Raw genomic sequence first — 22,407 nt, 5'->3', positions numbered from 1 at the left:
ATCAAACACTCTACCACGAAGACAGCTTCTCTTAAGCGATTACAAACAGTCATTCAATTTACCCCCCTACTCCACGTTAGCGACCGATACCGCCAGTATAACAGAGCAGCCCTCACGTAGTTATCGATCGCAATAGATAGCCATACGCCAATAAGCCCTAATTCGAAATGAATGCCTAAAATGTACACTCCGACGGTTCGAATTGCCCATATGCCAAAGGCTGTGACGTACATTGGAAATTTAGCATCTTTATTGGCTTGTAAAACAGACGTTAGTATCGTAACGATCGCTGTTGCTGGCTGAGCGATTGTATCAATGCCTAAAACGGCAACGATTAGCGAAATAACCGTTTCGTTATGTGTAAACACGCGTGCTGTCAATGGTGATGTTAAAAATAGAAGGAAAGTTACGCCCGTCATCATCACCGAAGTACAAACTATAGAAATAAAACTATACGCCTTTGCTTCATTGTATTGACCTGCTCCAAGACTTTTGCCAACAAGTGTTGTTGTTGCTGTTGCTAAACTTGTTCCGACAATGGATGAAAATAAAGTGAAATTTCCTGTTAACGTATGCGCTGCATAAACTTCTGTCCCCATGCGTACGATCATGCCAAAATAAATGATTTGTCCAAATCGCATAAATAATCGTTCCATAGAAGAAGGAATGCTTAACCGAACGAATTGTAGCATAACACTTTTTTGAAACGTCCACATATCCGTTGAAAAGACGAGCAATTGTTTCTTTTTTAGATGAATAAATAGTAAAATGACACCAAATATACGTGCGAAAACAGTAGCGATTCCAGCCCCTATGATGCCGAACCCTTCAAAACATACGCCAAAGATGAAAATATAATCAAGGATAATATGTATTCCATTCATCCATAAGCCGATGCGCATAGGCGTTTTTGTGTCGCCAGTCCCTCTAACGATCGCGCCTAATGTGAACATCATAGATATGAAAATAGATGGCGTTGCGACGATTTGAAAATAAACGATTCCTGTTTGTAATACATGTTCGTTCGCCCCCATTAACCTAAACATATGTTCAGCGAAAAAGAATGAAAGGATCCCAAATACTATTCCGATGACAATCGTTAATATGATGGAGTGAGAAATCACTTTTTTAACTTTTTGGCTATCATTAGCTCCTGTATATGTAGCAACGAGTACTGTTGCAGCAGTGCCGGTCGCTAAAAAGACAGCAAAGTAAATTTGCAAGATCGCATTCGCCATTCCTACGGAAGCTACTTCCACTAAGCCAAGCTTGGAAATAAATAAAGAATCGACAAACCCGACAATACTTTGAAGCAAACTTTCAATCATCGCAGGAATAGCTAATGAAATAAGCGGAAGCCAATACGTTCTTGTTTTCTGTATAATATTCAAACGAATGCACCTCTCTCTGACCATACGTTCATTTTAATCACTATTGCAAAGTCATTCAATTGAATTTCTCCCCCTCTCCTTCGTCACCATTATTCCTCATTTATCCCATACAAAAAACACTAGGCTTCCCTAGTGCTCTGTCGCTAGCAACATGTTTGGTTGTCGTCTTTCTCTTCACAACACGCTTCTTCCTCTTCGCAGCAATCCTCTTTTCTCTCGTCGTCTTTGACCTCCATAATTTGCACATCGCAACAACCTTTTTCTTTTTGTGTAAATAATTTTTTGAACATAGAAATCTCCTCCATTTATATGATGTAAAACAAAAATCCAGATAACGTAGCCATTGAGATGACTGAAGCGATGAACGCCCAAACGAGTTTCTTTTGAAAAATGCTATGCAGTAGCGTAATTTCTGGTAAGCTTGCGCCAGCCGAGCTAATCATAAGCGCCATGACCGAATCGAGCGCCATTCCTTTTGCCACAAGCATTTGCGAAATCGGAATCATCGTCGCTAGTCGGATATAAAGCGGAATGCCAATGATCGCTGCAACTGGCACTAACCACCACGTATCACCTCCCATATAGGTTGCAATCCATTCCGTTGGCACAACGCCGTGAATGAATGCGCCAATGCCAGCCCCGATGAATAAGTATGGATACACGGTTTTCATGGGATGAAGTGTCTCATGCCACGCTTCTTGCATCGTCCATTTTGTGCCGATGGCGACGTTTCCTTTCACAATCACGCGCTTGACCGCCTTTTCAAAACCGAGTACCTCGAGTGTAAAGCCGATCAAAATCGAAAGTACAGTCGTCAATACCGTATATGCAGCTGCCACTTTCACACCAAGTAAAGCTGTCATTAACGTTAAAATCGTCGGATCAAGTACAGGGGAGGCAAATAAAAAGATCATGACCAAACCAAATCGGACGTTTTTGTTCAACAATGAAACGACAACCGGGATGGTTGAGCACGAACAAAATGGAGTCACAAAGGCAAATAGTACTGCAATGATTGCCCCGATAAATGGATGGTGTTCTGCCAATAGCTGTTGCATGCGCTCGTACGGAATGTATCCCTCGATAAAGTGAATGACAAACGAAATGACTAAAAAAAGCGCCGTCAGCTCCAACAATAAAAATGCGAACGACTGTATCGTTTCCAAATAAGTCCTCTCCTTTTATTTGCGATATGCAAGTATTTGTTCAAGCAATAGGCAAGATTTCTCTTGCCTTAAAACAACGGTTTGCAACAGACGGTTGATTTCGCCATACATTCATTCAGCAGGCGAATGGAGCGAAGGACAGTTTCTCGTTCAAATTCAGTCATATGCGAAAATACTTCGGCTAAATATTCGTTCACTTCTGCCTCAATTTTCGCTGTGACGTATTTTCCTTCCGGTGTTAACGATAAAATATAGACGCGGCGATCTCGAGGGTAAGGTGTTTTTTTCACTAAGTTCATTTTCACAAGCGTTTGAATTTGACGGCTAAACGTTGTAATATCGATCGCTAACGCCTCAGCGACTTGTTGCATCGACGGCTCGTTCATGTGGTCGATTTCGTATAAAATGTGACTTTGCACAAGCGATAATTCAATCTCGCCGACGGTGCAGCAATTGCGGTCTAACAACCCGAGACGTTTTGTCAGCGTATGGAATAGTTCGCGAACATTGTCCATTTTCTCACCTCTTACTTTTATTATACGCTTTTATTTGCATTTTGCAACTAAAAACAAAAAAATATTTTCCTCGTTCATGACAACCCAAGCCATGCGAACATGAAGAAAAAAACAAAAATCACTGTGAATACCGTACCTAACACCGTTTCGTTATGAATATCACGACCTTGATGCAGTTTTTTCAACAACAATGCGAAATTGAAAAACCATAAACCGGACATAAGTGGCAAAACGACTAGACAAAGGTAGATCATTTACTCACTTCCTTTTTCTCCATTATAACATAAAACCGTTACATATAATCGCTACAAAAAAGACAGAAGCCCAGCGACTTCTGCCTTTTATGTTTATGCAATTTGAAGTGGCATGTTTTCTTTTAGGCCAAGCGTTTGGGCAGCGAGCGTTTGGACATCGCGTAAAAGCGTTTCGTTTTTCATAAGCGATACACCATACGATGGAATCATTTCTTTAATTTTCGCTTCCCATTGTTTCATTTCGTTCGGGAAGCATTTTTCAATCACTTCAAGCATGACGTGAACAGCTGTTGAAGCACCCGGTGATGCACCAAGTAACGCAGCAACCGAGCCGTCGTGTGCGGCAACAACTTCCGTACCGAATTGAAGCGTACCTTTGCCACCTGCTTCTGTATCTTTAATGACTTGTACACGCTGACCGGCAATAATGACATCCCAATCTTCGCTTTTCGCCTGCGGGATAAATTCACGCAATTCTTCCATGCGTTGTTCTTTCGACAACATCACTTGTTCAATCAAATATTTTGTTAGCGCCATGTTCTTAGCCCCTGCCGCAAGCATCGTTAACACGTTATGCGGCTTGACGGACGTAATTAAATCGAACAGCGATCCGTTCTTTAAAAACTTTGGTGAAAATCCAGCGAATGGTCCGAACAATAACATTTTTTTCCCGTCAATAAAACGTGTATCGAGATGTGGAACAGACATTGGCGGAGCGCCAACTTTCGCTTTGCCGTACACTTTCGCATGATGTTGGTCGATAATGTCTTGATTATTGCACACCATAAATAGCCCGCTTACTGGGAATCCACCAATTCCTTTTCCTTCAGGAATTCCCGACTTTTGTAATAAATGTAAACTTCCTCCGCCCGCGCCGATAAAGACGAACTTCGCTGTGTGAACGTCAACTTCCCCAGTCGCTAAATTACGCACTTTTACTTCCCATAAGTTGTCACTTGTCCGTTTCATATCTTCAACATGATGTTTATAATACAAATTCACATGCTTATGTTCTAAATGTTCAAATAACATGCGCGTTAGAGCGCCGAAATTCACGTCCGTTCCCGCTTCAATTCTTGTCGCTGCAATCGGTTCGGTGACGATACGGTCTTCCATCATCAGCGGAATCCACTCTCTTAGTTTTTGCGGATCATCAGAAAATTCCATGCCTTTAAATAAAGGATGAACCACCATTTGTTCAAAACGCTTCTTCAAAAATGTAACGTTTTCTTTCCCTTGTACGAAACTCATATGTGGGATTGGCATAATAAATTGTTTCGGATCACGGATGCGCTTATTTTGAATGAGATAAGACCAAAATTGCAATGACTCTTGAAACTGCTCATTAATTTTAATTGCTTTACTTATATCAATTGATCCGTCCGCTTTTTCAACTGTGTAGTTTAGTTCACAAAGCGCGGCATGACCTGTTCCTGCATTGTTCCATTCGTTCGAGCTTTCATCTGCTGGTTGATCAAGCCTTTCAAATACAGTGATCTCCCACTCCGGTGCTAACTCTTTCAACAACGTCCCTAATGTCGCACTCATAATCCCCGCGCCAATTAAAATGACATCTGTTTTCATTTTAGACCCCCTAAATGTTCATCCGTCCATTTGACCGAAAATTTCTCCATATTTATTATAACACATTTCAATTATAGTATGTCACTATTATTCTTCATTTTACAAATGTGATTATACGGTTAAATAAAAACGAATACAATTACATATTTTCGACAAAAAACAATATTCTTTTTTTAATGATTTTACAAAATAATTTGATATTTTGCTAGCTTTATTTATAAAAAAACGAACAAGGTTGCCCTTGTTCGTTTTTTTACTCAGCTTGCACTTCTTGCGTCCGAATAAATTGATCATAAAACGCAGCGAGTGATGTGTAGACATATGGAACGAGCCATAAAAATCCGATACCGAATGTTATAATCGCGAGAAGTCCCCATCCGATAAAGCTTAAGTATAATAAAAATAGTTTTCCTTTATACCCTCTCATTCGCTTTTTACTTTCGCTAATCGCTTGAAGCGCACCGTATTCTGGATGATCTTTTAATAAAAAGAATGCTTGTGAATAAGATAACGTTTTAATTATTCCCGGGATAATCAGCAATAAGCTCCATAAAAATACAAAAATACCGAATAAAATGGACGTAACGATGAGTTTCAATGATAACTTTCCATTTTGATATACCGTAAACATCGGCGAGATACGAACAGGTTCATGGCGATATGCATCTAAAAACACCCAATACATCATAACACTAAAGGGTAGGAGGGCAAATGAAATGATCATGCTCACAATCGAGGCAGATGTTGGTACGTTTTCTTGTGCAAGCCACGTTTCCCATCCCCCACTTAATACAACTTCAACCCCTGCAGGCACAATGATTGTTACAAATACATAAACAAGCATGAGAAACACCGAACTGCCCCATTTTCCTTTCAACGCTTCCCTCGCTCCACGCCTTAATGATGATAATGTCATATGACTCCCCCTTTTGCGTAATGATGCTTACACATATAGTTTATGATGTCGTTATTCACTCTAACATACATATTTCAAAAATGATACTTCTTTTCTCCAAAAAAGCTGAACGTTTTCCATTTTTCGTATATAATACATGTATCAAAAGAATTGGGGGAATATAAATGAAAAGCATAAAGCCTGGACGCGGACCATCGATGCAAGGCTTCGTCGGGAGTATTTTCTCTATTATTTTCGGTATTTTTTGGACATTTATGACCTTTTCTATTACGCAAGATTCTCCGTTTCCAGGGACACAAATCTTTCCGTTTTTTGGGCTGATTTTTATTGGTTTCGGTATTTTTCAAGCGATTTATCATTATAAAAACGCTACAGGAAAAGATCGAATGTCCATCGTCGATATCGTTGACGAAAATGAAGAAAAAGATCCGCTAAACGCTCGCTTTCATCGCAACGAAGGAGAAAAGTTTTGTCCGTATTGTGGAACGATGGTACAAACAAGCTTTCAATTTTGTCCATCTTGTGGGAAATCATTATAAAAAGTTCGGCGAGCGCCGAACTTTTTTACTAATTTTTCTTTATGACCGAACGTGTTAGCCATATGACTCCGAAAACGAATAATCCAATTATTCCAAGCATGACGAGTTGAAAAACCATGTCCCCAATGTACATAAAATCAACTCCTTTTCTTTCCATTATACATTATTTTTCATATACGAGCCATGTCGGTTGATTAATTTTCGCTGACAAATTTACAATCTTTGTTTTTACGCGACTTGCTTCTTTTCCCTGAAGCGGAATCGGTTGATAGTTGTTTCGTGTCGTCACAGACGAGATGCGGAATGGGATAATGCGAATTGTTGTTTTTGGTTGTTTTATGCCGCTAGCAAAATAAAACGTTTGTTGATAAACGAACGTATCTTTATCGCTCGGATTTTTGTTGCCCCCAAACATAAAGTTTCCTAAGCTATAAACAATCATTTTTCCTTTATATTGTTCAATTCCTTGGATAACATGCGGATGATGACCAACGACAAGATCTGCTCCGCTATCGATCGCAAACCTTCCTAACGATTTTTGTGTGCCGTTTGGTACATAGCTTCGTTCTTCACCCCAATGAAAATGAACGAGAATGATTTGTGCTCCTTGCTTTTGTAGTGAACGTATGTCGTTTGCGATTTGCTTTCGTACCGCTGTCGTATCGCTCCATCCTTTATAACCGAGTGTGCCAATTTTCACTCCTTTTACTGTTTTTACAAGTGGTATCCCATTTCCAAAATAACCGATATTTGCTCGTTTTAACGTTGCGATCGTGTCTGTATATCCCTTTTGTCCATAGTCGAACGTATGATTATTGGCAAGATTCACCCCTTCAATGCTTGCATTCGTTAAAATATTGACATACGATGGATCACCTCGAAAGCGAAACTTCTTCTCAGCTTTTTGCGTGGCTGTTGTTAACGTTGTTTCCAAATTAACTGTTGTAAAATCATCTTGTTTAAAAATGGGCCCGATGTATTTAGTAAAAAAAGAAAGACCGTTTTTTTTCGCTTCATGATCAAACGAATATGTATAACCATAGTTTTCATCGCGACCAAGCGTCACATCGCCAGCAACACTTAATGTGATGCTCGTTTCCTCTTGCGCCCAAACAGGATGGGCGAATAAAAACAAACAAATACATAAATACATACATATGCTTCTCATCTTTCTCCACTCCCCTTTTGTGTATATCATTCTTTTTCTACACATGGGTTAAAAATCCTTTTTTTATTTTATTTGTTGATTATTTAGAACATAGTTTTATAAAAATATATAAAAAAGGATCGTAGATGTTGTTGCGATTGCTATGCCGATGAGCGTTTCGTATGGAAGCAATGTGAGCCTTTCTTTCGTTGACATATGTACACTGGCTGCAGTGATATGAAAAAAGCTACCGTGCGGTAAATGATCGAGCACTGTTGCGCCCGCATGTACCATGGCCGCTCCGGCAAGCGATGAAACACCAGCTTCAATTAACGCTTCTCCAAACACGTGGCTCGCGATAGCTGTGCCTGCTGTTGTTGAGGCGGTAACACCTGATAATAACGCACCGGCAAGAGGGGCGATCACATATGGAGAAAAACCAAACGACTCAAGCGTATGCATCAACGTTCGATGTAACGGTGAATTTGCAATCACACCTGCTAACGTTCCGGTGCCAACAAGCATAAAAACAACGCCGCTCATTTTTTCCATCCCCACACGTAAAAAGACGTTTAGCTCACTCATTTTATTCATAGCCATTACGCCAATTAACGCGCCGACCGGTAAAGCAATAAGCGGATCAATTGACACCCCTAAAATCGGACGAGACAATAAAAGAATGATCGCCACACTAGGAGCGACGATCGCCTTTTGCCACGGCGGTGTTTCTTTTTCAACTGTTTCAATGTCTGTCATATGTTTGGCATCGATTCGCCACCGTTTTGAGAGCTGATACGTAACAAAAAGACCAACGACAGCCGGCACGATACCTGCCATCATGAGTGAAGATAGTGGGACATAAAATGCTTCTGCTGCGGCAATTGTGTTCGGATTAGGAGAAATGATATTTCCTGCTTTTCCCCCGCCAATTAATGCGAGCAATATCGCAAAACGTGACATGTGAAGTCGATGTGCTAGCGCAAGTGCAACAGGTGCAATCGTCATAATAGCAACATCAACAAATACCCCACATGCTGTTAATACCATCGCCGCAAAACATAGCGAAAATAACGCATATTTTTCTCCGCATGTTCGCACAAGTTTTTCCGCAATAGCCACAGCTGCCCCAGACTGCATCAATACACCAGCAAGCACACCCGCAGCTAAAACGCGCAAAACAGACGGAGTCATTTCTTTCGCCCCGTCCATCATGAGGTGAACCGCTTCATCGACGGAAGCTCCACCGAATAAAGCACCAATAAACGCCCCGCACATCATTCCATACCCTACTGGAACGTTTCGTAAAATAAGAACAATGGCTAACAAAAAAGCGACGATTGCTCCAAATATGCTCACTTTATCCATTCCTTTCTATATTATTCATTTCAAATTATATCCCCATTGTATGAGTATTGTCGAAAGTCATGCAAGCATAAGAAAAAGGTGCCCAATCGGACACCTTTTTCTTATGATGAAATCGTACGTTCAAAAGCATCAAACTGCTCTGTCACTTGTTTATCTGGCGCTGCTGTTAATACGCTGACGATAACAATAGCGATGAGGCTTGCGATAAAGCCTGGAACCATCTCATACATGACGCTAGCGTATGAAGAGTTTGCCCAAACGATAACCGTCGTCGCTCCTGCAATCATCCCTGCAAGCGCTCCCCATTTTGTCATACGACGCCAATATAAGCTTAATATAATGACAGGACCGAACGAGGCGCCAAATCCAGCCCAGGCATAACCAACAAGATTTAAAATCGTATTGTTTTGCTCATATGCTAGTATCAAGGCAACAATAGCAACAAGCAATACTGATAAACGACCGACAAATACAAGCTCCTTATCAGACGCTGAACGACGGAATAAAACTTTATACAAATCTTCCGTTAACGAGCTTGATGTCACGAGTAATTGAGATGAAATTGTGCTCATAATTGCTGCTAAAATGGCTGCAAGTAAAAATCCTGTAATGAGCGGATGAAATAAAATTTCACCAAGTTTAATAAATACCGTTTCTGGATCTTCTAACGTCATACCGGCTTGTTTAAAGTAAGCGATTCCAAAAAGACCTGTGAGCATCGCGCCAACAGACGAAAAGATCATCCATCCCATCCCGATTCGGCGTGCTTGTTTCATCTCTTTTACCGATGAAATCGCCATAAAGCGAACGATAATGTGTGGTTGTCCAAAATAACCAAGTCCCCATGCAAATAAGGAAATGATACCGATGACGCTTGTTCCTTTAAACAAATCGAGCAAATTCGGATCGATGTCGCGAATGGTTGCTGTTGTCTCTGTGAGTCCCCCTGTATGCATAAGTGTCACAACAGGTACGAGAATAAGTGCAATAAACATGATGAGACCTTGCACAAAGTCTGTCCAGCTGACCGCTAAAAATCCCCCGAACAACGTGTACGCAATGACAACACCAGCAACAATCCATAACCCTGTATGGTAATCTGTACCGAACGAGTTTTTAAACATCACCCCGCCAGAAACGAGGCCAGAAGAAACGTAAAACGTAAAGAAAATCATAATGACAAATCCAGAAACGAGGCGAAGTAGCTTCGATGTATCACCAAAACGATTTTCTAAAAAGGATGGAATCGTAATCGAATCGTTCGCTACTTCTGTATATACCCGTAAACGAGGAGCGACGTATAACCAGTTCGCATACGCCCCTAAAGCTAGTCCGATGACGATCCATGAAGCGCTTAACCCTTGCGCATACATCGCGCCAGGCAAACCGAGCAACAACCAACCGCTCATATCGGACGCCCCTGCGCTTAACGCCGTCACCGCTGGACCGAGCGTTCGACCACCTAACATATAATCAGACAAGTTGGACGTCCGTTTATATGCCCAATACCCAATGAGTAACATCCCCACCATATATACGACAACAGATGCAATAACCAAAACAATCTCCCCTTCCCTTGTTGTCTATAAAAACCCCTTTGCACCTATCATTATACTAAAATATGTTCACAATTTGTACAAAAAATTATTTTCCAAAAAAGCCTTTTAATGCGAATGCCACGTTTTGCGGACGTTCTGCCAATCGGCGCATAAAATAACCAAACCAGTCGTTTCCGAACGGAACGTATACACGCATTGTATATCCTTCTTTCGCAAGCTGTTGTTGCATATCTGTTCGGAAACCGTACAGCATTTGAAACTCAAATTGATTACGCGGAATATTATTTTCTTCTACAAATGTTTTTACTTTTTCAATAATATGATGGTCGTGTGTAGCAATGGCCGTATAACTGCCGCTTAATAAGTGAATGCGAATAATATTCATGTAGTTTTCATCAATTTGTTGCTTATCTTGAAACGCTACTTCAGGTGGCTCCTTATATGCTCCTTTCACTAAACGAAGCGATACCCCTTTTAAATCTTTTACATCTTGTTCGGCGCGATATAAATAGGCTTGAATGACAGTGCCGACATTATCATACGTACGACGAAGTTCATGCAATAAATCGAGCGTCGCTTGACAATGTCCAGAATCTTCCATATCAATGCGCACAAAATTGTTATACCGTTTGGCTGTTTCGACAATTTGATGCATATTGTTTAAACAAAAATCAAAATCAATATCGAGACCAAGTTGGGTCAATTTAACTGATAAGTTACTGCGGACACCCGCACGGTGAATGGCTTCTAACGTACGAATGTTGTATTGAGTTGCCTCGATTGCTTCTTCGCGATTGGAGACGAATTCACCTAAATGATCAAGCGTACAAACGAGCCCTTTTTCATTCAGTTCGCGCACTTTTTTGATAGCGCTTCCAATCGTCTCCCCCGCAACGACTTGGGAAGCCCCGAAACGGAGCCCCCATTTTTTCGCTGCTTGATTTAACATTTTACTTTGCGAAGCGTATAGAAAGATATTTTTCGATAGCTGTGCGAGCATGTTGTTCACCTCTTTTAAATGTTAAAACATTTCGCTAACCGTTTTTGCTTGCATGTGTAACAATAAATAGTCTGGGCCGCCTGCTTTTGAGTCTGTTCCTGACATATTAAAACCGCCAAACGGATGATAACCGACAATCGCTCCCGTGCAACCGCGATTAAAGTACAAGTTACCGACGTGAAATTCTTCTCGTGCTTTTTCTAAATGGGCACGATTATTTGAAATGACCGCACCTGTTAATCCATAATCTGTGTTGTTGGCTACTTCGAGCGCTTCATCAAACGTTTTTACTTTCGTAAAGGCGACAACTGGTCCGAAAATTTCTTCTTGCATAATGCGTGCAGTAGGGGAGACGTCGGCAAAAATTGTCGGTTCGATAAAAAATCCTTGTGAATCGTCTCCTTTCCCACCTGTCATGAGCTTTCCTTCTTGTTTTCCAACTTCGATGTAGCCCATAATTTTATCGTACGATACTTTATCAATGACCGGACCCATAAATGTGCTTTGCTCTTTTGGATTGCCAACTTTTAATTGTTTTGTTAGCTCGACAACACGCGCAAGCACTTCGTCGTATACATCTTCAAGCACGATCGCTCGCGAGCATGCGGAACATTTTTGTCCTGAAAAACCGAATGCAGAAGCGACAATGGACTGTGCTGCTAATTCAAGGTCAGCATCCTTGTCAACGATAATCGCATCTTTTCCGCCCATTTCGGCAATGACACGCTTCAACCATTTTTGACCAGGTTGAACGATCGCTGCCCGCTCGTAAATGCGGCAACCAACGGTGCGTGATCCTGTAAACGAAATAAAGCGCGTTTGCGGATGTTCAACGACATATTCTCCTACTTCTGCTTCCCCACCCGGCAAATAATTTAATACCCCTTCTGGCAGACCGGCTTCTTCCATAAGCTCAACAAATTTTGCAGCGACAATTGGCGCACGATCAGATGGTCGTAAAATAACTGTGTTTCCTGTCACAATGGCAGCCACTGTCGTTCCAGCCATAATCGCAAGCGGGAAGTTAAATGGCGAAATAATTAAACCGACGCCAAGCGGTACATAAAAAAAGCGGTTTGTTTCTCCCGGTCGGCTCAATACGGGTACACCTTCTGAAAGAGAAATCATTTGCCGAGCATAATACTCTAAAAAGTCAATGGCTTCTGCGGTATCGGCATCTGCTTCTTTCCACGGCTTACCGACTTCCTTCACTAGCCATGCTGAAAATTCATGTTTTCTTCTTCTTAATATAGCTGCGGCACGAAGTAACACATCGGCACGCGCCTGTGGTGACACGCGCTTCCACGTTTCAAACGCAGAAAGTGCAGCAGACATCGCTTCATCAGCAAGCGCTTTCGTCGCTTTCGACACAACGCCAACAACTTGTCGTTTATTCGCTGGATTCGTCGACATCACTTTTTCTTCGGTGACGACCCGTCTCCCCCCGATGATAAGCGGATATTCTTGTCCAAGTTGTGTTTCAACATAAGCAAGCGCTTCACGAAACGCTTCTGCTTCATGTTCAAGCGTAAAGTTTGTAAATGGTTCATGTTTGTATGGTACTGTCACATGCATCGATCCTTTCACGAATTTGTCACATATTCTACGATTCATTATAATTTATACTTTCTGAAAATTGTTTGTCGTTTACATATAATCATTTCTACTTATTTTTGTTGTTCATCCACAACATCTTCCTTATATTTGTATAAAAGGAGATCAATGTACAACATCATTCGTTGCTCAAAATCATGAAGCGGTAGATTCGTAATTGCCTGCATGCGTTTTAGTCGATAATGCAACGTGTTGGGATGAATGTATAAACTTTCGGCTGTTTGCTTTATATTGCAGTCATGTTGAATGTATGCACGAAGCGTGTGCAAAAAGTCCGTCCCATGTTGTTCATCGTGCTTTTTTAGCTTTGTTAATGCTTCGTTTTTATAGCGACGTTGCTTATATTGTTCGTATATGAATGGAATGATGCGATAAATCCCTAAATCACCGTAAGCATGTGGTACATACTCATCCATATGTCTTTTTAAATGAATAACTTCCATCGCTTCTTTGTAGCTATCACGCAACCGTTGCAAACCGCTATACTCATTGCCAATTCCAACAATAACGTCACGATCCATCTCACAACGAAAGTCTTGTTGTAATTTTGTCATCATCATTTTTAACACATCAATCGGTCGCTGTGTGGTCGTCCCCCCCACAATAAGTAAAAATGGATGATGATGTTCGATAAAAAAAGTCGGGGCATGTGTTGTTCTTGTTATAAACGTCATGTATTGACGAATGTCATCTTTCTTTTCATTCTTCTGAACGTATAAAGCGGAAACAACAAATGACGAAGGGAGCGCTACACCAAGTAGCTGGGCTTCCATTTGAACATCACGTTCACTTATGTCACGATATTGAATAAAACGGAGAAAAAGGTCATTGATTTCTTCTTGACGTTTATAACGTTTTCCCATTTGTTCATGTAACATATGTGCCGCTTCTTTTGCCACGTCTTCGATTCGTTTTCGCTGCTCCTCTGTCAAATCGTGAAACGACGCTTGCACCCAAAGATAACCGTACACTTTCCCTCCGTGTTTTAAACAAACGACCGCGCGAGCACCAAGATCAATATCGGGAAGTGGAGGGATGCTAACAACTCCGTCTGCCTGTTCAATTTTTTTCATCCATCCATGTTCATGTAAATATTGAAAAACGTGGGCAGATGCCCGTTTACTTAAAATCGTGCGCATGCGTACTTCATCCGTTTGATCATGATGGCCGCTATATGCAAGCAATTCAAAATCACGTGATTCAATCGTTACCGGACGCTGCAATTCAAAAAATAATTGATCGACTAATTTATGCAACGAAATCCCCTCCTTACTTTTTATTATGCGTGATCAAAGACGTGAAAAAAAGACTTCGGGCTGTCCCGAAGTCTTTTGCCATTAACGTTTTCCTTTTACATAAGGCGTACCGAGCGCTTTTGGCGCATCTGCTCGTCCGATAAAGCCAGTCAGTGCTAAAATCGTTAAGGCATACGGTAAAATGAGCAAATAAACAGTCGGTACGTTTTTCAAAAACGGAATCGCTTGCCCAACGATACTTAAACTTTGTGCAAATCCAAAGAAAAGGGCCGCTCCCATCGCACCAAGCGGATGCCATTTTCCGAAAATCATCGCAGCGAGCGCCATAAATCCTTGACCAGAAATTGTCGCATGGCTAAAATCACGTGAAATGATTGTTGCATAAATGGAACCGCCAATTCCAGCGAGTGCACCACTTAACATCACCGCGATGTAACGCATTTTTGCTACGTTAATTCCCATTGTATCCGCCGCCATCGGATGTTCTCCAACCGCACGAAGACGAAGCCCAAACGGCGTTTTGTAAATGACGTACCATACAACAAACGCGAGTACAATCGCTAAATAAGATGGCAAATATCCGTTTGAGAATAAAATCGGACCGACGACTGGAATTTTGCTTAAAATTGGAATATCGATTTTATCAAATCCAACTTGCACTTGGTCTGTTTGGCCTTTCCCGTACCACATTTTTACAAGAAACAACGATAATCCTAACGCTAAAAAGTTGATAGCTACCCCACTAACGACTTGATCAGCGCGAAGTGAAATGGCTGCTACCGCATGCATAAGCGAGAAAATAGACGCAACAACCATCGCCACAAGCATGGCAAGCCATGGTGTTAATTGTCCAAATTGATCGGCAAACGTTAAGTTAAACACTACACCGGTAAACGCGCCGATAACCATTAACCCTTCTAATCCGATATTTACAACACCGGAGCGTTCACTAAATACGCCACCAAGCGCCGTAAAAATGAGCGGTGCCGCAAAAAAAATCGCGGAAGGAATAATAATTTCAAGGATGTTCAACATTTATTTTCCCTCCTTTTTGAAGCGCGTAAGCACAAGACGAATTAAGTAGCTTGAAGCCACGAAGAAAATAATTAACGCAATGACAATATCAACAAGCTCCGTCGGCACATCGGCTGCTGATGGCATTTCAAGCGCTCCGACTTTTAAAGCCCCAAAGAGGACGGCTGCTAAAATAATTCCAAATGCATGATTTCCGCCAAGAAGAGCGACCGCGATTCCATCAAATCCGACTCCGGTAAACCCAGCTTTGACAGAGACGTTTTCAAACGTTCCTAATCCTTCCATCGCTCCAGCGATACCTGCGAATGCCCCCGAAATAACCATCGCTAATATAATATTGCGATTGACGTTCATACCCGCATAATGTGATGCATGTTGGTTAAAACCGACGGCACGAAGTTCATACCCTGTCGTTGTTTTCTCAAGCAAAAACCACATGACGACAGCCGCAACTAATGAAATAATAATGCCGTAATGAAGCGTAGAGTAATCTGTTAACGATTGTAAAAACTCTGAACGTAACGATGCTGACGGATGGATTTTTTCCGATTTAAATCCTTGATCGGATAAAACAGAACGAATGACCGCATTCGATACGTATAGCGCAATATAGTTCATCATAATTGTGACGATAACTTCATGAACACGGAAACGTGCTTTTAAAAAGCCTGGAATGAATCCCCAAAGTGCCCCAGCTGCTCCGGCTGCAATGATTGCGAGCGGCAAATGAATGACTTTTGGTAGTTCAAACGCCACACCAACCCAAACAGCAGCTAGCCAACCAACAATAAGCTGTCCTTCTACACCGATATTAAATAATCCTGTACGAAAAGCGAACGCAACAGCTAAACCTGCTAAAATATACGGCGTGACTTGACGAATCGTTTCTCCAATGTAATATCGATCACCAAAAGCGCCATACAATAAAGCAGAATACCCAGCAATTGGATCATACCCACTGATGATCATGACAATCGCACCGGCGATAATTCCAAGAATAACCGCAAAAACAGGGACGAGAATATTCGTTAAACGATTTTCACTCATGATGATACACCTGCTTCCTTCCGTTTGCTTCCTGCCATCAATAAGCCGAGCTCTTGTTCTGTCGTTTCTTTCGGATCGACAATGGCAACAATTTTTCCTTCATAAATGACAGCAATGCGATCGCTGACGTTCATAATTTCATCTAATTCAAACGAAACGAGCAACACCGCTTTTCCTTTATCGCGTTGTTCGATAAGACGTTTGTGAATGAACTCAATCGCTCCAACATCGAGCCCGCGTGTCGGTTGCGCTGCAATGAGTAGATCTGGATCGCGATCTACTTCGCGCCCGATAATCGCTTTTTGTTGGTTTCCTCCTGATAAAGCTCGCGCCTTTGTATATTCATCAGGCGTACGAACGTCGAACTCTTGAATAAGCTGACGCGCTTTATCGTAAATGGCTTTAAAGTTCAAAATACCGCGTTTTGAATATGGTTCCTTATAGTATGTTTGGAGTACCATATTTTCTCCGATTGGGAAGTCGAGCACAAGACCATGTTTATGACGGTCTTGAGGGATGTGTCCTACACCTGTTTCTGTAATTTGACGCGGTGTTAAATTGCGAATTTCTTTACCATTTAAACGAATGGAGCCTGACTCTGATTTGATTAAACCTGTGATCGCTTCAATAAGCTCCGTTTGTCCGTTTCCGTCTACTCCTGCAATGCCGACAATTTCCCCTGCATGTACCGTTAAATTTAAATGATCAACCGCAGTAATCCCACGTGAATCTTTCACGACTAAATTTTCAATTTCAAGGACAGGCTTTCCGACATTCGGCGGTTGTTTTTCTGTTTTGAAATGTACTTCACGTCCAACCATTAATGAAGCAAGTTCGTTCGGATTTGTTTCCGATACATTTAATGTACCAATGCCTTTTCCGCGACGAATAACGGTGACCCGATCACACACTTCCATAATTTCTTTTAATTTGTGCGTAATTAAAATAATGGACTTCCCTTCACGTACAAGCGCTTTCATAATTTGGATAAGCTCTTGAATTTCTTGTGGTGTTAACACAGCTGTCGGTTCGTCAAAAATTAAAATATCTGCTCCACGATATAACGTTTTTAAAATTTCTACACGTTGTTGCATGCCGACAGAAATGTCTGCGATTTTCGCTTTCGGATCAACCGCTAAACCGTATCGTTCAGAAAGCTCGCGCACTTCTTTTTCTGCCTTTTCAATGTCAATTTGTCCACCTTTTGTCGGCTCGCTCCCTAAAATAATGTTTTCTGTTACCGTAAACGTATCAACAAGCATAAAATGTTGGTGTACCATCCCGATCCCTAAGTCATTGGCAACGTTCGGGTTGGCGATATTTACTTTTTTTCCTTTGACACGAATTTCCCCACCATCCGGTTGATATAAACCGAATAACACATTCATTAACGTTGATTTTCCAGCACCGTTTTCACCTAATAACGCATGAATTTCCCCTTTTTTCAATTGCAACGTAATGTTATCGTTTGCCACAAAATTCCCAAAAACTTTGCGGATGTTCAGCATCTCAATTACGTATTCCAAACGTGATCCACTCCTTATATGAGCATGGTTTACATCACTAAATGAAAAGCTGCAACATGTTGCAACTTTTCATTTAGTGATTCTCCGAAGGGCTTTCCCTTCGGAGAACAAGAAATTATAGAGAAGCTTCAAATTGTTTATATTCGTCGCGAGTTGTAGGTACTTTTACTTCGCCGTTAATAATTTTTTGTTTCCACTCATCAACTTTTTTCAACACGTCTTCAGGAACATTGTTTTTCGTTGTTGGCGCAATACCTACACCATCTTCTTTTAAGCCGTATTCAACTGCTTGACCGCCTGGGAAGTTACCGTTTTTCGTTTTTGTCGCTAAGTCATATACAGCAACGTCAACACGTTTCACCATAGATGTTAATGTTACACTTTTATCTGTTCCAGGTACTTTTCCTTCTTCATATTGGTCGCGGTCAACACCGATGACCCAAATTTCTTTGTTTGGATCTTGCTTTTTCAAGTCAATCGCTTCAGAGAATACACCGTTTCCTGTCGCACCAGCAGCATGATAAATCACGTCAATGCCAGAAGCGTACATACTCGAAGCAATGGCTTTTCCTTTATCCGCTTTGTCAAATGCACCTGCGTATTGCACTTCAACTGTTGCTTTCGGATTTACAGCCTTTACGCCAGCACGGAAACCGCTTTCGAATTTTTCAATTAATGGAATTTCCATACCACCAACGAAACCGATTTTATTTGTTTTTGTCATTAAACCTGCAACAACACCGACAAGGAATGAGCCTTCATGCTCTTTAAATGTAATGCTTGCAACGTTTGGTTTTTCAACAACGCTATCAACGATCGCAAATTTGTTATCTGGTTTTTGGTCTGCAATTTCTGTAACGGCATCTGTCATTAAGAAACCGATTCCGAAAATAAGATCAAAATCGTTACGCACAAGTTTATTTAAGTTTGTTGCATAATCCGCATCGCTTTGTGACTGTAAATAGTCATAGCCACCTTTTCCTTTTTTCAAGCCGTTTTCTTCACCAAATTTTTGCAAACCTTCCCATGCAGATTGGTTGAACGATTTGTCGTCAATTCCACCTACGTCTGTAACCATCGCTACGCTAAACTCAGACGCTTTTCCTTCTTCTTTTTTCGGCTCTTCTTTTGCTTGCCCGCAACCGCCAAGAAGCATGCCAGCAGTCAATAATAAAGACATCGACAATCCAAAACGTTTTTTCTTCATAAATCATTACCCCCTCAGTTTTGAAATATGGATGAGTAAAAAGTGAAATGTAAAATATCCTTCTCCCTCCAATGTCACCTCCTTAATAGGATAAGCACTTTTATAAGTTACACACGTTTCCGTAAAACGTGGAAGCTAAACTTATCTGATTTGAAATAGTCAATCGAGTATAAAATAGGTTCGTCATTTTCATCAAAATGCATTTGTTTTAAAACTAAAAGTGCTGTTTCTGGCTCACATTGCAAAATCGGTGACACTTTTTCATGATAACCGAGCGGTTCGATGTGGGTAACAGCATACGCGATATACCGATTCGCTTCATTATGTAATATTTCTAATAACGACTCATTTTCATAAGCAATTCCTTTAGGTAAATATTTACAAGGTACTTTATCAATGCAGTAAACGACTGGCTCGTTATTCGCAGTTCGCACCCGCTCAACAACAAGTAAATCTTCCTCTTTATGACATTGAAAGCGCTTTATATCATCTTCAGTCGGTTTCTGAATCGAAGAAGATAAAAAGATCGTTCCTGGTTTGCGTCCCGCTTGGCGAATCATCTCCGTCACGCTACTTAGCTGTTCAATACCTGACGTAAACATCGGCCGGGAACTCACAAATGTTCCCACACCGTGGCGGCGGATGATGACGTTTTCTTCTTCTAATACTCGTAATGCTTCACGCAACGTCGCTCGGCTAACTCCTAATTGTTTTGCTAATTCAAATTCAGAAGGAAGCTTTTCTCTTTCTTTGTATACCCCTTGCTCAATATCCTTTTTAATCCGATCAATGACTTGTAAATATAAGTGTCGATGATCTGTTTTAACAGACATTCACCATCCCCCACCTTAGATATCAGACATCTGATGTTAGACAAATTTCTTATTAATAATATAACATTTTTTCATCTATAAATAAATAGTGAATAAAAAAAATGTCGAAAAAAGTCGTAAGAAATAATATGTAAGCGATTGTAATAATATATCATTATTATGTCCCGTTTATACAAAAAAGAGGCTTATTTTTCAGCCTCTTTTACGACGTTTTTGCTTCATCATTTGACGATACGAGCACAGCGCGCGGTTTACTTCCTTCATAAGGTCCGACGATGCCTCGCGCTTCCATCGCATCAATTAAACGTGCAGCCCGGTTATAACCGATGCGGAATCGTCGTTGCAACATCGAGACAGATGCACTTTGCATGTCAATGACGAGCTGGACCGCTTCATCAAACAACTCATCATCGAACGCTTCTTGCGGTTCATCATCTTGCGCCATCATCGTTTCTTCATATTGTGCTTTTTGTTGTGAAATGACATATTGCACGATGTTTTCTACTTCTTGATCGGACACAAAAGCACCTTGTACGCGAATAGGTTTGGAAGCACCGACAGGTAAAAAGAGCATGTCACCACGCCCAAGTAATTTTTCAGCTCCTCCCATATCTAAAATCGTACGCGAATCGGTTTGTGACGATACGCTAAACGCGATGCGAGATGGAATGTTTGCCTTAATAACACCTGTAATCACATCGACGGATGGCCGCTGTGTTGCGATAATTAAATGAATGCCTGCCGCACGTGCCATTTGGGCAAGACGGGTAATGGAATCTTCTACATCGCTTGAGGCAACCATCATTAAATCCGCGAGCTCATCAACAATGACAACAATATACGGCAACAGAGGTTGCTTCGTTTCCGCTGTTTCATTATGCCGCTCCATATATTCGTTATACCCTTCAATATTGCGCGTGCCTGTATGCGAAAATAATTCATATCGCCGCTCCATTTCGCTCACTACTTTTTTTAATGCTTGAGACGCTTTTTTCGGATCGGTTACGACCGGAGAAAGCAGATGCGGAATACCATTATATACACTTAACTCCACCATTTTCGGATCAATCATCATCATTTTTACTTCATGAGGTTTCGTGCGCATGAGTAAACTAACAATGATGGCATTAATACATACACTTTTCCCGCTTCCTGTCGCGCCCGCAACAAGTAAATGTGGCATTTTATTCAGTTCAGCAAGCACCGCTTGTCCGGAGATGTCACGGCCAAGTCCAATTAACAGCTTTGCCTCTTTCTTATCTGCTTCTTTCGCCTCTAACACTTCACGTAAAGAAACCATCGCAATTTCCTCATTTGGCACTTCAATTCCGATCGCTGATTTTCCTGGAATCGGTGCTTCAATGCGAATATCTTTTGCCGCTAGGGCGAGCGCTAAATCGTCACTTAAACTAACAATTTTACTTACTTTCACACCAACATCTGGATACACTTCATATCTTGTGACAGCTGGTCCAATATGCACTTTTGTTACTTTTGCCTTTACACCAAAACTTTGGAACGTTTTTTCAAGTTTGCGAGCATTTTCATAAATACTTTCTTTTTCTCTCGATTGATCAACAGCCTTTGGTGGAGAAAGCAAGTCAACAGGCGGCAACGCATAATCTGTTTCATGTGTTTGCATAAATGCGATCGGATGTTCTTTTTCAACTACTTCGTGAAAATTAGAAATAACAGGTCCTTCGATCATAGTTTCTTCTTCTTTTTCTTCTTTGTCTTCTTGTTCTTCGAGCGCCGTCACCACTTCAATATGCGGTTGCTGTTGTTTTTCTTTTTTCGGACGATTCAAAAACGAACGGACATCCGCAATGACAGCTTTTGTTTGCGTCCGCATAAACGAAAGGAACCACTCTATTCCTTTGCCAGCTGTATCACGCAACGTTTTACCTGTGAGAAGCAACACACCAATGACCAGCAACAATGAAGCAATCCATTTTGTTCCTAATTGATCGAATAAATAGTAGCTTATCGTATACAATAAAGCACCGAGCATCCCACCGCCTAAATCAGAAAAAGAGCTACTTTCTCCACGCACATCTGCCCAAAATAGTTCCCACGTTGTTCGAATAATGCTTGGATTTACTAATTTCCCATTGCGCGATAAAATGTGAAACAGCGTCTCATGACTAAACAACAATAGTGAAAGGATAATCAAATACAAACCGACAAGAATACGGTGAAAAAATGAAGGCCATGCACGCTTCCAAATGACATATAGCGACGTCACAAGCGCCCCTAATAACGCAACGATATACCACTCACCCATAAAAAAGCGGGTAGCAAAAACGAGCGAACGCCCGACGGCTCCGACATTTGCCATCGCAATGACCGTACATGCTAACATCGTTAAACCGATTAACTCGAAGCGTAACGTTTTTTTCCATTGATCTTGTTTGTTTGTGCGACGTTTATTTTTCTTTCCCATTTCGTCCACT

21 protein-coding genes are annotated in these 22,407 nt (G+C 41.2%); 1 reads left to right on the top strand and 20 read right to left on the bottom strand.

Annotated features, from left to right (window positions below):
* Positions 1–53: 53 nt before the first annotated feature.
* The 7 genes from HNQ84_RS09885 to HNQ84_RS09855 form a co-directional block, all read right to left on the bottom strand.
* Positions 54–1,391, bottom strand: coding sequence for an MATE family efflux transporter (locus tag HNQ84_RS09885; protein ID WP_435621997.1), 1,338 nt, complete (start codon positions 1,389–1,391; stop codon positions 54–56).
* Between the two features lie 143 nt (positions 1,392–1,534).
* The gene (locus HNQ84_RS09880; RefSeq protein ID WP_435621996.1) at positions 1,535–1,681 is read right to left on the bottom strand and encodes a hypothetical protein; all 147 of its coding nucleotides are present in this window, start codon (positions 1,679–1,681) and stop codon (positions 1,535–1,537) included.
* Positions 1,682–1,696: 15 nt separating this feature from the next.
* Positions 1,697–2,557, bottom strand: a complete 861-nt coding sequence (locus HNQ84_RS09875) for a permease (RefSeq protein ID WP_435621995.1) — start codon at positions 2,555–2,557, stop codon at positions 1,697–1,699.
* 68 nt (positions 2,558–2,625) lie between these two features.
* On the bottom strand, positions 2,626–3,072 hold the full coding sequence (locus HNQ84_RS09870; protein ID WP_435621994.1) for a MarR family winged helix-turn-helix transcriptional regulator: 447 nt from the start codon (positions 3,070–3,072) through the stop codon (positions 2,626–2,628).
* A 74-nt stretch (positions 3,073–3,146) separates the two neighbouring features.
* The gene (locus tag HNQ84_RS09865; protein ID WP_435621993.1) at positions 3,147–3,326 is read right to left on the bottom strand and encodes a hypothetical protein; all 180 of its coding nucleotides are present in this window, start codon (positions 3,324–3,326) and stop codon (positions 3,147–3,149) included.
* Between the two features lie 93 nt (positions 3,327–3,419).
* Positions 3,420–4,910 carry a malate:quinone oxidoreductase gene (locus tag HNQ84_RS09860; RefSeq protein WP_435621992.1) on the bottom strand — a complete coding sequence of 497 codons (1,491 nt, stop codon included), beginning with the start codon at positions 4,908–4,910 and terminating at the stop codon, positions 3,420–3,422.
* Positions 4,911–5,163: 253 nt separating this feature from the next.
* The gene (locus HNQ84_RS09855; RefSeq protein WP_183246939.1) at positions 5,164–5,826 is read right to left on the bottom strand and encodes a DUF975 family protein; all 663 of its coding nucleotides are present in this window, start codon (positions 5,824–5,826) and stop codon (positions 5,164–5,166) included.
* 164 nt (positions 5,827–5,990) lie between these two features.
* Between HNQ84_RS09855 and HNQ84_RS09850 the strand changes: the two genes are divergently transcribed.
* A complete protein-coding gene (locus HNQ84_RS09850; protein WP_435621991.1) occupies positions 5,991–6,365 on the top strand; it encodes a zinc ribbon domain-containing protein in 375 nt (124 codons plus the stop codon).
* A gap of 28 nt (positions 6,366–6,393) precedes the next feature.
* Here the strand turns inward: HNQ84_RS09850 and HNQ84_RS09845 are convergent, their stop codons facing one another.
* From HNQ84_RS09845 to HNQ84_RS09785, 13 genes are all read right to left on the bottom strand, one after another.
* Complete coding sequence (locus HNQ84_RS09845; RefSeq protein ID WP_281380797.1) at positions 6,394–6,483, bottom strand: hypothetical protein; 90 nt, start codon at positions 6,481–6,483, stop codon at positions 6,394–6,396.
* A gap of 45 nt (positions 6,484–6,528) precedes the next feature.
* The gene (locus HNQ84_RS09840; protein WP_425486234.1) at positions 6,529–7,518 is read right to left on the bottom strand and encodes a CapA family protein; all 990 of its coding nucleotides are present in this window, start codon (positions 7,516–7,518) and stop codon (positions 6,529–6,531) included.
* A 111-nt stretch (positions 7,519–7,629) separates the two neighbouring features.
* Positions 7,630–8,877, bottom strand: a complete 1,248-nt coding sequence (locus HNQ84_RS09835) for a GntP family permease (protein ID WP_435621990.1) — start codon at positions 8,875–8,877, stop codon at positions 7,630–7,632.
* A gap of 101 nt (positions 8,878–8,978) precedes the next feature.
* Entirely contained in the window at positions 8,979–10,436 is a 1,458-nt protein-coding gene (putP, locus tag HNQ84_RS09830; protein WP_435621989.1) for a sodium/proline symporter PutP, read from the bottom strand.
* A gap of 85 nt (positions 10,437–10,521) precedes the next feature.
* A complete protein-coding gene (locus tag HNQ84_RS09825; RefSeq protein ID WP_435621988.1) occupies positions 10,522–11,436 on the bottom strand; it encodes a proline dehydrogenase family protein in 915 nt (304 codons plus the stop codon).
* A gap of 21 nt (positions 11,437–11,457) precedes the next feature.
* Positions 11,458–13,005, bottom strand: a complete 1,548-nt coding sequence (gene pruA / locus HNQ84_RS09820; protein WP_435621987.1) for an L-glutamate gamma-semialdehyde dehydrogenase — start codon at positions 13,003–13,005, stop codon at positions 11,458–11,460.
* A gap of 98 nt (positions 13,006–13,103) precedes the next feature.
* Positions 13,104–14,306: a PucR family transcriptional regulator gene (locus HNQ84_RS09815; protein ID WP_435621986.1), complete on the bottom strand. Its 1,203-nt coding sequence runs from the start codon at positions 14,304–14,306 to the stop codon at positions 13,104–13,106.
* 81 nt (positions 14,307–14,387) lie between these two features.
* Positions 14,388–15,341: an ABC transporter permease gene (locus HNQ84_RS09810; protein WP_435621985.1), complete on the bottom strand. Its 954-nt coding sequence runs from the start codon at positions 15,339–15,341 to the stop codon at positions 14,388–14,390.
* Entirely contained in the window at positions 15,342–16,388 is a 1,047-nt protein-coding gene (locus HNQ84_RS09805; RefSeq protein WP_435621984.1) for an ABC transporter permease, read from the bottom strand.
* Positions 16,385–17,914, bottom strand: coding sequence for an ABC transporter ATP-binding protein (locus HNQ84_RS09800; RefSeq protein WP_435621983.1), 1,530 nt, complete (start codon positions 17,912–17,914; stop codon positions 16,385–16,387). Before HNQ84_RS09800 ends, HNQ84_RS09805 begins: the two co-directional genes overlap by 4 nt.
* Positions 17,915–18,029: 115 nt before the next feature.
* Complete coding sequence (locus tag HNQ84_RS09795) at positions 18,030–19,121, bottom strand: BMP family lipoprotein (RefSeq protein ID WP_435621982.1); 1,092 nt, start codon at positions 19,119–19,121, stop codon at positions 18,030–18,032.
* 107 nt (positions 19,122–19,228) lie between these two features.
* A complete protein-coding gene (locus HNQ84_RS09790) occupies positions 19,229–19,954 on the bottom strand; it encodes a GntR family transcriptional regulator (protein ID WP_435621981.1) in 726 nt (241 codons plus the stop codon).
* 202 nt (positions 19,955–20,156) lie between these two features.
* Entirely contained in the window at positions 20,157–22,397 is a 2,241-nt protein-coding gene (locus HNQ84_RS09785) for a DNA translocase FtsK (RefSeq protein WP_435621980.1), read from the bottom strand.
* Positions 22,398–22,407 lie beyond the last annotated feature (10 nt).

Source organism: Anoxybacillus eryuanensis (assembly GCF_051200995.1).
GTDB classification, from domain to species: Bacteria; Bacillota; Bacilli; order Bacillales; family Anoxybacillaceae; genus Anoxybacillus; species Anoxybacillus tengchongensis.
The sequence above is the reverse complement of the archived record's forward strand: the minus strand, read 5'-3'. Positions and strand labels throughout refer to the sequence as shown.

What these genes read in the sequence shown, in the direction of transcription:
- HNQ84_RS09880 (WP_435621996.1), bottom strand. Translation starts at nt 1,681, where the DNA reads ATGTTCAAAAAATTATTTACACAAAAAGAAAAAGGTTGTTGCGATGTG.
- HNQ84_RS09870 (WP_435621994.1), bottom strand. Translation starts at nt 3,072, where the DNA reads ATGGACAATGTTCGCGAACTATTCCATACGCTGACAAAACGTCTCGGG.
- HNQ84_RS09865 (WP_435621993.1), bottom strand. Translation starts at nt 3,326, where the DNA reads ATGATCTACCTTTGTCTAGTCGTTTTGCCACTTATGTCCGGTTTATGG.
- HNQ84_RS09860 (WP_435621992.1), bottom strand. Translation starts at nt 4,910, where the DNA reads ATGAAAACAGATGTCATTTTAATTGGCGCGGGGATTATGAGTGCGACA.
- HNQ84_RS09855 (WP_183246939.1), bottom strand. Translation starts at nt 5,826, where the DNA reads ATGACATTATCATCATTAAGGCGTGGAGCGAGGGAAGCGTTGAAAGGA.
- HNQ84_RS09850 (WP_435621991.1), top strand. Translation starts at nt 5,991, where the DNA reads ATGAAAAGCATAAAGCCTGGACGCGGACCATCGATGCAAGGCTTCGTC.
- HNQ84_RS09845 (WP_281380797.1), bottom strand. Translation starts at nt 6,483, where the DNA reads ATGGTTTTTCAACTCGTCATGCTTGGAATAATTGGATTATTCGTTTTC.
- HNQ84_RS09840 (WP_425486234.1), bottom strand. Translation starts at nt 7,518, where the DNA reads ATGTATTTATGTATTTGTTTGTTTTTATTCGCCCATCCTGTTTGGGCG.
- HNQ84_RS09835 (WP_435621990.1), bottom strand. Translation starts at nt 8,877, where the DNA reads ATGGATAAAGTGAGCATATTTGGAGCAATCGTCGCTTTTTTGTTAGCC.
- HNQ84_RS09825 (WP_435621988.1), bottom strand. Translation starts at nt 11,436, where the DNA reads ATGCTCGCACAGCTATCGAAAAATATCTTTCTATACGCTTCGCAAAGT.
- HNQ84_RS09810 (WP_435621985.1), bottom strand. Translation starts at nt 15,341, where the DNA reads ATGTTGAACATCCTTGAAATTATTATTCCTTCCGCGATTTTTTTTGCG.
- HNQ84_RS09805 (WP_435621984.1), bottom strand. Translation starts at nt 16,388, where the DNA reads ATGAGTGAAAATCGTTTAACGAATATTCTCGTCCCTGTTTTTGCGGTT.
- HNQ84_RS09795 (WP_435621982.1), bottom strand. Translation starts at nt 19,121, where the DNA reads ATGAAGAAAAAACGTTTTGGATTGTCGATGTCTTTATTATTGACTGCT.
- HNQ84_RS09790 (WP_435621981.1), bottom strand. Translation starts at nt 19,954, where the DNA reads ATGTCTGTTAAAACAGATCATCGACACTTATATTTACAAGTCATTGAT.
- HNQ84_RS09785 (WP_435621980.1), bottom strand. Translation starts at nt 22,397, where the DNA reads ATGGGAAAGAAAAATAAACGTCGCACAAACAAACAAGATCAATGGAAA.